This is a genomic window from Pseudomonas sp. NPDC086251, from assembly GCF_044746405.1.
Lineage (GTDB): Bacteria > Pseudomonadota > Gammaproteobacteria > Pseudomonadales > Pseudomonadaceae > Aquipseudomonas.
Genome location: NZ_JBIVBY010000006.1, coordinates 17,376 through 31,182 on the forward strand (window position 1 = coordinate 17,376; position 13,807 = coordinate 31,182).

General features: G+C 57.4%; 13 protein-coding genes and 4 pseudogenes. 7 read left to right on the forward strand and 10 right to left on the reverse strand.

The window, feature by feature from the left end:
• From ACIPL2_RS09305 to ACIPL2_RS09315, 3 genes and pseudogenes are all read left to right on the forward strand, one after another.
• On the forward strand, positions 1-1,020 hold the full coding sequence (locus tag ACIPL2_RS09305; protein ID WP_401355270.1) for a zinc-binding alcohol dehydrogenase family protein: 1,020 nt from the start codon (positions 1-3) through the stop codon (positions 1,018-1,020).
• A 59-nt stretch (positions 1,021-1,079) separates the two neighbouring features.
• Positions 1,080-1,522: pseudogene (locus ACIPL2_RS09310) on the forward strand (IS630 family transposase); the annotation flags it as partial.
• 164 nt (positions 1,523-1,686) lie between these two features.
• Positions 1,687-2,043 (forward strand): NUDIX hydrolase, encoded by a 357-nt coding sequence (locus ACIPL2_RS09315; protein ID WP_401355272.1) that lies wholly within the window; start codon positions 1,687-1,689, stop codon positions 2,041-2,043.
• Between the two features lie 80 nt (positions 2,044-2,123).
• On the opposite strand, the gene ACIPL2_RS09320 is transcribed toward ACIPL2_RS09315, so the two are convergent.
• The 8 genes and pseudogenes from ACIPL2_RS09320 to ACIPL2_RS09355 form a co-directional block, all read right to left on the reverse strand.
• A complete protein-coding gene (locus ACIPL2_RS09320; protein ID WP_401355275.1) occupies positions 2,124-2,561 on the reverse strand; it encodes a response regulator in 438 nt (145 codons plus the stop codon).
• Between the two features lie 133 nt (positions 2,562-2,694).
• The gene (locus tag ACIPL2_RS09325) at positions 2,695-3,747 is read right to left on the reverse strand and encodes an SDR family oxidoreductase (protein WP_401355276.1); all 1,053 of its coding nucleotides are present in this window, start codon (positions 3,745-3,747) and stop codon (positions 2,695-2,697) included.
• 35 nt (positions 3,748-3,782) lie between these two features.
• Positions 3,783-4,019, reverse strand: coding sequence for an SDR family oxidoreductase (locus ACIPL2_RS09330; protein WP_401355278.1), 237 nt, complete (start codon positions 4,017-4,019; stop codon positions 3,783-3,785).
• Positions 4,020-4,083: 64 nt separating this feature from the next.
• Positions 4,084-4,263: a hypothetical protein gene (locus tag ACIPL2_RS09335; RefSeq protein ID WP_401355281.1), complete on the reverse strand. Its 180-nt coding sequence runs from the start codon at positions 4,261-4,263 to the stop codon at positions 4,084-4,086.
• Positions 4,264-4,296: 33 nt separating this feature from the next.
• Positions 4,297-4,993, reverse strand: a pseudogene (locus ACIPL2_RS09340) (molybdopterin cofactor-binding domain-containing protein); the annotation flags it as partial.
• Between the two features lie 171 nt (positions 4,994-5,164).
• The gene (locus ACIPL2_RS09345) at positions 5,165-5,704 is read right to left on the reverse strand and encodes a DsbA family protein (protein WP_401355282.1); all 540 of its coding nucleotides are present in this window, start codon (positions 5,702-5,704) and stop codon (positions 5,165-5,167) included.
• An 11-nt stretch (positions 5,705-5,715) separates the two neighbouring features.
• On the reverse strand, positions 5,716-6,258 hold the full coding sequence (locus tag ACIPL2_RS09350) for a redoxin domain-containing protein (RefSeq protein WP_401355285.1): 543 nt from the start codon (positions 6,256-6,258) through the stop codon (positions 5,716-5,718).
• A gap of 36 nt (positions 6,259-6,294) precedes the next feature.
• A pseudogene (locus tag ACIPL2_RS09355) lies at positions 6,295-6,589 on the reverse strand (hypothetical protein); the annotation flags it as partial.
• Positions 6,590-6,821: 232 nt separating this feature from the next.
• Here ACIPL2_RS09355 and ACIPL2_RS09360 point away from each other — a divergent pair.
• Both ACIPL2_RS09360 and ACIPL2_RS09365 read left to right on the forward strand, forming a co-directional pair.
• Positions 6,822-6,989: pseudogene (locus tag ACIPL2_RS09360) on the forward strand (FAD-dependent oxidoreductase); the annotation flags it as partial.
• Positions 6,990-7,160: 171 nt separating this feature from the next.
• On the forward strand, positions 7,161-7,463 hold the full coding sequence (locus ACIPL2_RS09365; RefSeq protein WP_401355288.1) for a putative quinol monooxygenase: 303 nt from the start codon (positions 7,161-7,163) through the stop codon (positions 7,461-7,463).
• Between the two features lie 416 nt (positions 7,464-7,879).
• Here ACIPL2_RS09365 and ACIPL2_RS09370 read toward each other — a convergent pair whose 3' ends face one another.
• Positions 7,880-10,777: an EAL domain-containing protein gene (locus tag ACIPL2_RS09370; RefSeq protein WP_401355290.1), complete on the reverse strand. Its 2,898-nt coding sequence runs from the start codon at positions 10,775-10,777 to the stop codon at positions 7,880-7,882.
• Positions 10,778-10,983: 206 nt separating this feature from the next.
• Entirely contained in the window at positions 10,984-11,745 is a 762-nt protein-coding gene (locus tag ACIPL2_RS09375) for a DUF4239 domain-containing protein (protein WP_401355291.1), read from the reverse strand.
• Positions 11,746-11,904: 159 nt separating this feature from the next.
• Here ACIPL2_RS09375 and ACIPL2_RS09380 point away from each other — a divergent pair, with 159 nt between their 5' ends.
• On the forward strand, positions 11,905-12,813 hold the full coding sequence (locus ACIPL2_RS09380; RefSeq protein ID WP_401355294.1) for a peptidyl-prolyl cis-trans isomerase: 909 nt from the start codon (positions 11,905-11,907) through the stop codon (positions 12,811-12,813).
• Complete coding sequence (locus tag ACIPL2_RS09385; protein ID WP_401355296.1) at positions 12,813-13,805, forward strand: HupE/UreJ family protein; 993 nt, start codon at positions 12,813-12,815, stop codon at positions 13,803-13,805. The genes ACIPL2_RS09380 and ACIPL2_RS09385 overlap by 1 nt, the downstream gene beginning before the upstream one ends.
• Positions 13,806-13,807 lie beyond the last annotated feature (2 nt).

A 13,807-nucleotide genomic window follows, 5' to 3' on the forward strand; every position in this document is an offset into this window, starting at 1 on the left:
ATGAAAGCCATTGCACATTTCAAATGCCTTCCTATTGAACATCCCGACGCCTTGGTGGAGATCGATATACCCGAGCCAGTGCCGGGGCCGCGCGACTTGCTCGTAGAGGTAAAAGCCGTATCGGTCAATCCTGTCGATACCAAGGTGCGGCAGGGCTATGTACCGCACGAGGACGAGAGCCAGCCGCGTATCCTCGGTTGGGACGCTGCCGGCGTGGTCAAGTCGGTGGGCAGCGACGTGACGCTATTCAAGCCCGGTGACAGGGTCTGGTACGCCGGATCGCTGATCCGCCCGGGCAGCAACAGTGAGCTGCAACTGGTGGATGAGCGTATCGTCGGTTCAATGCCCCAGTCACTGGAATTCAGCCAGGCTGCGGCATTGCCACTCACTTCCTTGACCGCATGGGAATTACTTTTTGATCGCCTCGGTGTTGCACGCGATACCACCGACCGGGGCGAAACGCTGCTGATCATCGGCGCTGCAGGCGGGGTGGGTTCAATCCTGACTCAGCTGGCGCGTCAGTTAACCGGGTTGACGATCATTGGTACGGCTTCGCGCCCTGAAACCCAAGCCTGGGTCACCGAGCTTGGTGCGCATCATGTCATCGACCATACCAAGCCACTCAGCGAGGAGCTCAAGCGCATCGGTATCGCACAAGTCAGCTATGTCGCAAGCCTGACCCAGACCGATCGGCACTTCGAGCAAATCATCGAGTCACTGAAACCTCAGGGCAGGCTGGGCCTGATCGATGACCCGGCCACGCTTGACGTCGTACCGATGAAGCGTAAAAGCCTGTCGTTGCACTGGGAGCTGATGTACACCCGCTCGCTTTACGAGACAGAGGACATGCAGGAGCAGCACAACATCCTCAACGAAGTTGCGCGGCGCGTTGATACGGGTGAGTTGCGCACCACCGTTGGCGACAACTATGGGCGCATCAACGCAGAAAATCTTCGTCGTGCCCATGCTCTACTGGAAAGCGGCAAGGCGAAGGGCAAGATAGTGCTGGAAGGCTTCTAAGAGTATGTAGACCACGTGAATTTAACTTCCTGCACACTATCTAGTGGCCTGAGCGGTAGATCGAACGACTCACACATGATTACAAACGCCACGGTACCGCCAGTCTGTATGCCGTTTTTGACATCCTGACTGGCCAGGTTGTCGGGCGGATAACCCAGCGCCACCGGGCCAAAAAGTTTCTGGCCTTTCTGCGACAGATCGACCGCGCGACGCCAGCAGCGCTTGACTTGCATGTGATTCTGGACAACAGCACGACACACAAAACACCGGTCATCAAGCAATGGTTGCAGAAGCACCCGCGCTTCAAGCCGCACTTCACGCCGACCAGTGCTTCGTGGCTGGACGCCGTGGAAGGCTGGTTCGCGCAGCTGGAAAGGCGAGCGCTGTATCGGGTGTCTTCACCAGCGTTGCCGGATTGAAAGCGGCTATTCATCAATCGATCGAGGCCCACAATGCTGTAAACAATGCAAAGCCGGGGGCAATAAAAAACAAGTTGAATTAACCGCTCATGGCCGGTTTCAGCCCTTCGAGTCAGACAGAAGTCGGACAGAAGCAGTCAGTCAGGAACACATCAAAATCACTCATTTCGAAGGCGATCTGGCACCTTTCGAATTTGGCAGGCTCTAAATCCTGGATTCGTAGAGCTTTTCGGGTCAGAAGAGGGAAGTGAGAGCAACGGTCATATGCGTGAGAGATGGGCAAAACTTGCTCGTTCGCAAGCCCAAGTCAAAATGGGCTCTTCCTGGTGGCAGGGTAGAAAGTAGCGAATCCACTGCTGGAGCTGCTGCTCGGCAACTCCTGGAAGAAACGGGACTGAACATTGACCCGCTCTTGTATGTTTTTGAATTCGATGCAGGCAACCCGTGTCACCATGTCTTTGAGGCCTCTGTTCCAGATGCAGAAAACACCACGCCGCAGAACGAGATAACCGAGTGCATTTGGTATTCTCTGAGCAATGTTCAGGACTTGGACGTAAGCGATGCTACAAAATCAATTGTCAGGTCATTCCTACGCCGCCTTTAACTCTCGTCGGCTCGTTCTGTTTCGCGCCAAGGTAAATCGTCTCTTAGCACCGTTGAGCTTTTGCAATGGTGGTGCTGGGACTAAACCGGCAGGTACGCCCTGACCGCTTGATCTAATGCATCCAGTGACCAAGGTTTTCGCATGAACATAGCGTGGGCAGGCAACAATCCGACGGGAACCGTTCTATCACCCGATGTCAGGATGACGGGCAAGCGCGGCCAGCGTGTCCAGATGACCTTCTCCAATTCCAGTCCGTCCATGCTGCCCGGCATGCAAATGTCGGTAATCACCAGTGCAATAGAAGGATGGTCTTCCAGCACATGGTCTTCCAGCACAAAGAGAGCATCATCGGCCGAGGCACAGTCCACCATCTCCAGATCAAGCAGCGATATGGCGTCAACCGTCAGGCTACGCAGGATTTCGTCATCTTCTACGATCAGCACTGTTGACGTCATGGTGTGGGTTCTCGATTGCCTATCTTTTAATAATGCTGCAACCGATGCTGGCGTTTTGGTCATCTGATCAGCGGTGTTTACTGCACCATGGATTGCCGTTTTCAGCCCTTCGCGATATGCGGAAAACGGCCGATAGCAGCCACCTCCGTCGAAGCAGCAGCCACCAAGTCAAGATATTCAACCCATCGAGATCAACTCAAATAGTTGGCAAGAATCCCTTCTCTGCCAGCCGCTTCAACGCATCAACCATGATCTCTTCGTTGTTCACCACTTCCGTGAAGCCCGCACGACGGATCTTGTTCATGTCCGAAATCATGTCGAATCCGGTGTTGAAGATAAAGTCACCGAACGGCCAGCCAACCAGCTTGTCATAGGGCAATGTGCTGAGCTCTTGCTCAGTTGCCAGTCGCTCCCAGTCCTTGGCTTTACCGGGCATGTGTTTGGCGAGAGAAAACGGCTGAGGCGTGGCGACCTCCATGTTTAGCGCTTCGGCGATCTTGATCCAGATGCGTTCCCAGCGAAACGGCTCTCCTACCAGGTTGAAGGCTTCGTTACGGGCCGTGGGTGCGAGTGCGGCCCATAGGCTCGCGCGTGCCAGCCAATGCGCGTCGGTGAGTTGAGCAACGACCTCTCGATACGTGCGCATGGAGCCAGGGAAACGCAGTGGCACACCTGCCTGTTTGCTCAGCGCTGCGAAGACACCAATCACCATTGCGATGTTCATCGGGTTGCCGGCAATGTCGCCTACCACCACATCTGGCCTGAGGATGCTCCAATCCAGGCCGTCGCTGACCTGTCTTTCTCTGAGCAAATCCTCTTGGGCATAGTAGAAATTGGCAGCCACGTGGCGTGGGTCATCTTCGTAGAATGGTGCGACGCTTGCGCCCAGGTGAACGCCATACACTTTTGCCCCCTGATAATGCACAACCCGCTGTAGCGGAGCACCGTTGGCCTTTAACCCGTCCAGAACGTTTCTAAGCATCACGGTGTTGATTTCAGACTCGCGCGCCAATTCAGGATCGGTCTGCAACGCCGCATAGAACACATGAGTGGTATCTGATGCGGCTTCGAGCGCTAACCGGGTTGCCTTAGCATCGCTTAGATCACAATCGATGGCCTCGACGCCCGGCAGGTTCGTTTTACGCAAAGCCCGCACGGACCATTCAGGCGCACTGAACAGCGTGTCGACCAAAGCGCTGCCGATGATCCCGCTGGAACCAACGACAAGTGCTACGTGTTTATCGCTCATTTCAAATCCTCATGGTGAAGTGGAAAGGCTTAGCGTCAGGCAATGCGACCACCACCATCGACGTGGAGCACGGTGCCTTTGATGAAGCCATTTCCCATCATTGACAGCGCAGCGTCTGCAAGATCATCAGCTGGGCCGACCCGACCTACCGGAAGGCTACCCGCGACGCTTTCGAGAAGACCTTGATGATCCTCGCGGCTCAGGAAGTCCCGAGTCGGGGTGTCGACGACACCTGGCGAGACGACGTTGACCCGTATCGGCTTGATCTCCAATGCTTCACTGGGTGCGTCGGACGCGCACTCTATAGAGCACCGACTCACTAAAAAAAGGCTCAGATCAAATATAAAAAACAGTATCAGATTGGCGCCGTTGGCTGACTTTGCCTTCTCGACTCGCGCCAATTTCTCGGCCAATTTCATCCACCACCACCACCACCACCACCACCACCACCACCACCACCACCACCACCACCACCACCACCACCACTGCATCGCGTTCGCCATACTGGAAACTCAAACCACATGGCTAAATCCACAGTCGATTGGCGCCGCGCAGTTCGAACAGGTCGTTGCCACCCTTGTCGGCAATTCGTCAAGGAACGATTCATAGAAGAAGTCGTTGAGCGAATTGCCCACCGAGCGCCAATAATCGAGCATGACCGGCCCTTTGACATAGACCTGGGCGATACGCTTGTTGGCGATGGCGTATGACTAGCCGGACAACCCTCCGAGCGCCGTGGAGTGGAGTTTTTCACCCTGCTTGCCCGCGATGGCCCCAGCGGGCCCTTCAGTGGCACTGATCGCTTCGGTTGCCAGCGACCAGCCCTCGTTATCCTGCGCACCACGGAATTCACTTCGGCCACAGGACGGAGCACGTCCTGCACTGAACCCCTCCTCGCGACTCCAAATTAGTTTCACCGGACGCCCCACTGCCTTGGACAAATTGATGGCCTGCGGGTACGGGCTGGCGGAATCGTACAGAAAATGCCGCCCGAAGAATCCACCCACCAGCGGCGAATGCAATGTGATGCGGGAAAGCTACAGACCAGTGCGTTTGACTATGTCCGCACGGAAAATGTCCGGCGCTTGATTCGGCAGCCAGACCTCCTGCGAACCGTCCGGATTGAATTTGGCCAGCGCAGAAGGCGGTTCCAACTGCCCGTGGTTCAGGCATTGGTTATGGTAAGTGGCGTCGACCCGGGTCTTGGCATTGACAAGAATCGCAGCAACGCCCCTTGGTTTTCGTCAGGAAGGTATTCGCTGGTTTCTGCTAAACAAAGTATCTTTTACGTGCGGGGTACCCTTTACCGTCCACCATGATCTAGTTACCGGCTCCGTGTGCACCTCTTTATTGTCGAAGGGAGAACGCTGGTTCGTCCTCGGCTCCGGTGTGGGTGATGCCAAGCCGATGTCGCCCTCTAGCGAGCTTGTCCACGCACTAACGAAAGCTCAATCATCTCCCTCATCTCGATAAATTCTGGAGCCCCGTCATAGCGAAACCCATCAATGTAAAACGCGGGGGTGCCATTCACGCCGCTGCGTACGCCGCCATTAAAATCGGATTTTATTTTGGGTACGTAGGTACCGTCTTGCATAGCAAGGTAGAGTTCTTCGTCGGAGAGGCCGTGTTTTATAGCGATGGCCCGAAACAGCGGCAGGCCCAATCGATCCTGATTTTCATACAATTCGTCGTGAGCCTGCCAGAAGAAACCTCGACTCCCGGCATACTCCGCGGTGACAGCTGCACCCATGGCATGCGGGTGAGCGGTGGTCAGTGGAAAGTTACGGAACACGAACAGCAGATCATCGCGAAAATGCTGCTGTAGCTTTTTGACGACCCAATACGCTTCACCGCAATAGGGACATTCATAGTCGCCAAATTCCACCAGTGTGACCTTGGCATGCGCACTTCCCTGGCGATGGTCGTTTTCACTTACCGGGACTTTGAGAGTGGCCATGTGATCACCTGTTAATTTTTGGCTGGCGTGCTTTGGGGCGAACTCGCCAGAGCATCCAGCGCATCCAGAATGCCGTCCGCCCCAGGATTGATAGCCATTGGTGAGATGTAGCTCCAGGCGACCACCCCCTCCTTGTCAATTACGAACAGCGCCCGCTTACAAACCCCCAGGTGGGAGTCGTACGCCCCATACTGTCGCGCCACGGCGCCTTTGGGCTCGAAATCGGCCAGCAGGCTGAAGTGAAAATTTCGATCTTTGGCAAAGGCCTGATGACACCAAGCGCTGTCAACTGAGATACCCAGTAGCGTCGCACCGTATTCTCTGAATGTGGGTAGCACCTGGTTGTACAAGGTCAGTTGGTCGCCACAAACCGAACTCCAGTCAGCGGGATAAAACGCCAGTATCACGGGATTTCCCTTCAGCTCGCGCAGCGACAACTGTTGATCAGGGGTCGCGTACAGCGAAAAGTCGGGCGCGACAGTGCCGGCTGACAGCGGCCCCTGACCCAGGTCGTCGTTCGTTTTTTTTGCATCATCCAATTCTGAAGTGTTCATTGCTTGAGCCTTGATAGATGGGTGGTTAGGGTCTGCTCAGCGGGGATACGACTTGCCCGGCGGGATAACTCCATCCACCGTCAGGGATTTATAAATGGCGACGATGCCTCGATCTCAGCCTGAGCCTGAGTGTTTTCGGCTGCGAGACGTTCACCTTCCGGATCAAGAAGCACGAGGAAGTACGCCGTGCCTTCGCGGTATCGAATTGAGGCCAGATGGGTAGCGCAACGGCGGGATTCGCTCTGGTTCACCAATGACTATAGGCGTTGTGGCGCTTACCGTAGTCGCTGAACGAATTTTCGGGTTTCTCCAGTGCCAGCAACACTTCGCGCGCTTATCTTGCCGCCATTTTAGGAGGCTTTTTTTACCCAATGGTTTTGGCAGCAGTTTCGCCACTTCAGACAAATGTACTTCTGCTTTCCGGAGGACAATTGCTGCTCGTTACGACAAGCAGAAATCGACCAGAGGCAGACACCGAAACCGCGTTCTGAACAATCAGGTTTTCATGCGGTGAAGTCCCCCATCCGTCGTACCGTGGGCAGGTCGACAGAATGGGGGTTGATATGAGAAATGCTCAGGACAAACGAGTTGTTGTCATAGGTGCCGGCAAAGTGGGCGCTTCGCTGGCGTATCACATGGCTGCTAAAGGCGTGAATATCACCTTGGTTGAGGCTGAAGGTATCGGGTCGGGAGTGACTGGAAGTCCATTCGCATGGATCAACTCCCGTTACAAATATCGTCACCGACCGTTTTTGTCCGTTTTCTCACGACTGTGAAAATGATTGGACGCTACCCCTCATTCCCGCCACGCTGAAACTGGGCGGCAAATTGACGAATATCGCGTTGGGCTTACTTGAAAGCATGGCGCATGATGCCGTAGTCGTAACAACAGGAGGCACGTCATGGTCAAAGTAGCGTTGTTCGTTCGTCTAGAAGCAAAGCCCGGGAAAGAGAAAGAGGTAGAGAGCTTTCTCTTGGGTGGCCTTCCAATAGTGGAGAAAGAGCCAGCCACTACGGCTTGGTTCGCAATCCGCTTGGGGCCGTCCACCTTTGGCATCTTTGACGCCTTCCCGGATGAAGCAGGCCGGCAGGCTCATCTTTCGGGCAAGGTCGCAGCGGCGCTTATGGCAAAGGCTGCCGAGCTGTTTGCCGAACCGCCGTCAATTGAGAAGGTCGACGTCCTTGCGGCCAAGCTACCCGGCTAAGAAAGCCCAACAAGGCGCTCCAACCAACGGCCCTGCCGCCGTTTTGCAGCGGCAGGGGCGCGACTGTGTTTGGGCGTTTACTAATACCAACAGGAATAATGCTGTGGAGGGTGGCGGCCCTGGCGATCTTGCTGAAGCCCGTATCCACCAGTAAGCAAACGGAATTGCCCGATGCCCTGTGGTTGGATATGGAGCCGGACGCAGCACCGAAACACACCAAAGCGCTGACCACGGTGTCGCCGGACGATCACAGCCAGGTGTTCAGCGGTTGGCTGTGGCAGGGCAACGGCAGCCTGACGTTAAACGTTGCGTCTTATATATTAAGTGAATCGTCACATTTTTTTGTACACAGTCTGGAACGACTGCTTCTGGCCGATTACAGCCCTTCACAAAGGGCTGCAACCACCACCTCCCCCCTAACGCCCAACCAACAAACTCCCCAACAAATCCTCCAACCCCATCGGTTTAGCAAAATAATACCCCTGCGCCTGCCCCGCCCCCATTTCCCTTAGCAACACCAACGTCGCCTCATCCTCAACCCCTTCCGCCACCACACTCAAATCCAACGATTCCGCCATCCTTACAATCGCCCGCACGATCGCGCGGCTGCGTGGGCTGGTGGTCAGTTCGAGGATGAATGACTTGTCGATTTTCAAGCCGCTGAAGCGGTATTGGTGCACGTAGCTCAGGGATGAGAATCCTGCGCCGAAGTCGTCGAGTACTACCGACATGCCGTTGTCGGCGAGTTGTTGCATGGTCAGTCGGGCGATGGCGGGTTCAGCCACCAGTGCGCCTTCGGTCAATTCCAGGCAGATGCGCGATGGCGCGACGTTGTATCGCGCCAACAGCGCGAGCACGTCACTGGCGAAGTCCGGGCGGGTCATGCTGTAGCTGGAGCAGTTGACGTGGACCGGCGGCCAGTTGGCGTGCTGGGGTTGGGCGAGGATGACGGCGATGCTGGTGAGCATGTACAGGTCGAGTCGGCCGATCAGGCGCAAGCCCTCGACGTCCGGCAAAAACTCGCCCGGTGCGATGACCCGACCGCCCGGCTGGTGCCAGCGGATGAGGGCTTCAAGGGCCAACAGTTCGCCGGTTTCGACGCTGACAATCGGCTGGAAATACGGCAGCAGTTCGTCGGTGCGTTTGAGCGCGTTGCGCAAGGCCCCTTCGCGTTCGACCTGGTCCGAGACTTCGCGGCGCACTTCCTGGTTGAACACTGCGTAGCTGTCGCGCCCGGCACTTTTGACCCGGTACATCGCGGCGTCGGCATCGCGCAGCAAGTCGGCCGGCTCGTGGTGGAACTGGCTGTCGGCGCTGACAATGCCGATGCTGCAGGACGAAAACACTTCATGGCCATTGATGACAAACGGCAGGTCGAACGCCGCGAGGATTCGTTCGGCGATTTCGATCACCACGTCCAGTGGTGCTTCGGGCGCGAGCACCGAAAACTCATCGCCACCCAGACGCGCCAGCATGTCGGTGTCGCGCATACAACCGCGCAAACGCTGGGCCGCCTGCATCAACAGCAGGTCGCCAAAGTGGTGGCCGAGGCTGTCGTTGACCATTTTGAAACGGTCGAGGTCGATGAACATCACCGCCAGGTGCCCGCCTTCGCTGCCAAACTGCGACCAGGCCTGATTGAGGCGCTGTTGCAGGTAGGTGCGATTTGGTAGTCCGGTCAGTGCGTCGTGGGAGTTTTCGTGTTGCAGCTTGGCATTGGCGTGATCGAGTTCGCGGGTGCGGTTTTGCACCCGGGCTTCGAGCTTGAGGTTGGCGGCATGGATCGCTTCGGCGGCGGTGCGCCGCGACAACGCGGTGTCAATGTGTCGCGACACGAACGTCAGCAATTCCTGGTGGCGCAAGGTGTATTGCACCTGCGAGGTGTAGCTTTGCACCGCCAGCACGCCACGCACCACATCGCCATCGAACAAGGGAATGCCCAGCCAGGAGTAGGATCGGACGGACTCATCGGCCAGTTCAATCTCACCGCGCGCAGACAATCGCTCAGCCTCGTTGGCGTCAATCAGGCACGGTCGACGCTGACGGATCACGTACTCGGTCAAGCCTCGGCACCCACGCCGGGCCACCGGGCAGGTCGTCTGTCGTTCATCGACATAGTACGGAAAGGTCACTTCACCGGTCGCATCGTCGAACAGCGCAATGTAGAAGTTCTGTGCGAACAGCAGATCACCGACGATGCCATGCAAGGTTTGGAACAGCTCAGCCATGTCGCCAGGCTGGCTCGACAGCTCGGCAATCTGGAACAGCGCGCTCTGCAGATGTTCCGCGCGTTCCCGGTCTGCCACTTCCTGGCGCAATGCGGCGTTGAGTTCTGAAAGTTCCAGCGTGCGGCGCATCACAATCGCTTCGAGGTCTTCGCGGTGCAGGATCCGGTCCAGCGCCATGGCCACGTGGCGGGCCACCACCAGAAACAGCGCGCGGTCTTCAGCGCTGTAGGTACGCGAAACGTCGTAGACCTGCATCGCCAGCATGCCAAACACATCATCCGAGGCGTTTTTCAACGGTGCGCCCATCCAGAACTCGGGACGATCACCCACGCAGTAAAAACGGCCCTCGGCCTGCGCCGCGAGAATGCCGGCGGCGTCGATCAGCAGCGGCTGGCCTGAGGTCAACACCTGGCCGGTCAGTGACAGGTGCGATCGGTCCAGGTATTCGTAGTTCTCGGACTCCAGGGCATCCACGTCGATGATGTCGACGTAGTACGGGTAATCAATCTTGCCGCTGTGCGGGTCATACAGCGCGAGGTAGAAATTCTCGGCGTCGATCAGGCTGGCCAGCAACTGGTGGACGCCCACGAGAAACACCGAGCGGTCGCGGGTCGAACTGGCCAGGTAGGTAATTTCATACAGCACGCGTTGAGTAATCTGCGCACGGGCCAGGGTGTTGGTCTGGACCTCGATGCCCAGGCGCTGGGCAAACTCGGCGAGCGCCGGCTCCGTGGCATCCTCGATAGGCGCGAGTAGCCAACCCAATACCGTTTCGCCTCTGCCAGTCGGCCAGCGATGCAAGCGCCAGGTCAGGCAAAAGTCTTCAAATGCTTCGTTGGCAACGATTGATGGCCACTGCACCCGAGGGTCGCCCTGCCCGACCAAATGCATCTGCTCACCGGCGCGGTACACCACCCACGCGGTGGTGTGCCCCCAGTTGCGCGCTGAGTCCAGCAATTGTTCGATGGTTTCCCCGTTGCCAGCGTAAGCCATGCCGACGGTATCCAGGTTCCCTTTCAGTTGAGAGGCGACCACGTCGCAATCGTTCGATTGCCGCGGAGAGTCGGTCAATGGACGAAAACTCATCAGCGCTCCCTGAGTTAAAAACCGGCGATAGTTATTGTTTGCTGGCAATGTGCCGGTGACCCTTTCGTTTAAAGCTTATAGCGGATTTTTTCAACCGTTTTATTCACTTTAGTAGCAACTCCTTCGAACCCGCGTGACGATGCCCGCAAAATGTAGCGCCGGGTTCTTTGTCGCTGGAATTAATGGGTGGTGGATTCAACCGGTCGCTATTTACCGATATGCATCAGTGCAGTCCGCAACGGAGCATCCGAAACATGGATCACACCGATGTAAGGGTGCGCCATATCGACCACCAGAAACACCGCCGCCGCCACCGACAAGGAGCAGATCAGCATGACGCCGATTACCGTGGGATTGGCCGGCGCCTGCAGACCGAACGTCGCGAATAGCCAGGCCAGCCAACAGGTCAGGATGACCAGAAACGCCGTCGGCAGTCCTTCCGTATTGCTCTCGACCAGAATCCAGTGGGCTTCCGCCAACTGCGTGCTGACTTCCAGCGCGCGGGCCTGCAGCATGCGTTGCGGTTCGTTGGCGGGCGTGAGCGCCCGGAGCACCACCTGTATCGGCTCGATCCCCGGAGACTCGTCGAACGGGTTGACCACCGTCGAGTCGGCGGGCGGATGGCCCCAGCCCCGGTTTAAGCGGGTTTCAATCAATTGGCGCAGGCGGGTTCGAGCCTGGGTTGTCTCCGGACCGTACTGATCCATCAGCCTGTCGAGCAGGACGATGCGCGCTGCCGAGGTCCGCACTTCAATCTCGTAACTGTCATAGACGTTTTTGGCAGACGCAATCAGCAGCCCAAGCGCGAGCGCGGACAGCGTCCCCACGACGGCCGTTGCCAGGCGGATGACGTCTTTGGACTCGGCATCCAGGTGATGAATCGGTAATCGCATGCGCAGCAGCATCCCGATCAGCGCGGCAGCGAACAGACAGGCGAAAACGATGCCTCCGATGATGATGGAGCTCAATGGCTGATCTCCCTGGATCGCTGACGATCGGGGCGGTTAATCCCATTGCGACTAATGTTTAGTGCCTATCGTGATTAACCTCGGTGGAAAGTTCCGGTCCAGCAGCAATACTCCACTCTGCTTCGAAAACTATTCGAGTATAGCGTGGGGCAATAAGTCATGAACTTAGGCGTCTGCGTAGCGAAAGAATCTCGACGTTCGTTAATCAAGCGATGCCTTCGCCAGCCGTTAGTGCACTTTTTAATCGCCGGTTTTGCACTCTTTGCGTTGTACGGCGGCGTGCACCGCTCAACGGTCAATCAAGCCCCTCAACGCATCGAAATTACCCCGGAGATTGTCCAGCGGATCGCCATCTCGTGGCTGGCGCGATGGCAACGACCCGCCTCGGAGCAACAGTTGCAGGGCATGATTGATGAGTATGTGAAAGAGGAAATCCTCTATCGCGAAGCCTTGAAACTAGGCCTGGATAAAGACGACACCATCATTCGCCGCCGACTGGCGCAAAAAATGGACTTCCTCGCCGAAGATGTCGCGTCACTTCGCGAACCGCCACCCGGCGTGCTTGAGGCCTGGTACCAACAGCATCAGGACCACTATGCCCCGCCGCCACTGGCGACGTTCCGTCATTTGTTCTTCGCCCAGGACAAACGCGGTGCGGATGCAAAGGCCCAGGCTCAAGCCGCGTTAAGTGGGCTGACGGACAAGAACAGTGGTGAAGGCGATGCCTTCATGTTTAAAAGCGCCTACACAGAACAATCCCAGGATCAGGTGGCGCGTGTCTTTGGGTCACCGTTCGCCATGGCTTTGTTCAAGCAAACGCCGGGACGTTGGGTGGGGCCTGTGGAATCGGGGTTTGGCTGGCATCTGCTGTGGATTGAAACGCTAGCCAAACCACCGGCACCGCACGTTGAAACCGTGGCCCAACAGGTCAAGTCCGATTGGTTGTCCGAGCAACGCAGCGTCTCGAAACAAGCGAATTTCGATGCGCTGAAAGCACGCTATGAAGTCGTGGTGGTGATGCCGACGTCCACCAGCACGATTGCCGCTACTCAAACGGAGCGGCCGTGATGAGGCGCACGGTCTGGCTGTTGCTGCTGCTCTGCTTCATGGGGCTGACGGCCATGGCCCATGAGTCCCGTCCTGCTTACCTGGAAATCAACGAAACGGCCGCCGGGCACTATGACGTCCTGTGGCGCACACCGGTGCTGTCAGGCATGCGCTTGCCGATTGCGCTGCGGTTTGCCGACGGCGTGCGCACGGTCGTTGGGCCGGTCGAAAGCGAATTGAACGATTCATTGATCGAGCGCCGGATCATTACGGCCGGTCCCGCAGGACGGGTCGGGCAACGCATCGAATTCATCGGCCTGCAAGCGAGCATCACCGACGTGCTGGTGCGTGTCTCACGCCTGGACGGCAGCCTGACGACCACCCTCGTCCACCCCGCTCAACCCTGGATAGACATCGCCGCCACGCCGGGCGCGCTCTCGGTGGCCGGCGCTTTTGTGGCCCATGGCATCCAGCACATCCTCGGCGGTTTCGATCACCTGCTGTTCGTCTTCGGCCTTCTGCTGCTGGTGGGTAACGGCTGGATGTTGGTGAAGACCATCACCGCGTTTACCTTCGCCCACTCCATCACCCTGGCGCTCGCTGCACTGGGCGCGGTGCAACTTCCCGGCCCGCCTGTGGAGGCGACGATCGCGTTGAGCATTCTGTTGCTGGCGGTGGAAATCGCCCGCAAGAACCGCGGTGAAACCAGCTTCACCCTTCAATGGCCCTGGGTCGTGGCGTTCTGTTTTGGCTTGTTGCACGGCTTTGGCTTTGCCGGGGCGCTGGCGCAAATCGGCTTGCCGCAGCGCGACCTGCCTTTGGCGCTGTTCACCTTCAATGTCGGCGTCGAGATTGGCCAATTGATGTTTGTCGGCGCCGTGCTGGGCCTACGAGCCTTGTTGCAGCGTTGCCGACTGCCACGGCTCGCGCGCCTGTATGCCCGACCGATTGCTTCGTACGGGCTGGGGACGCTGGCGGCCTTTTGGTTTTTTGAACGGGTCTCGAGTTTCTGAGG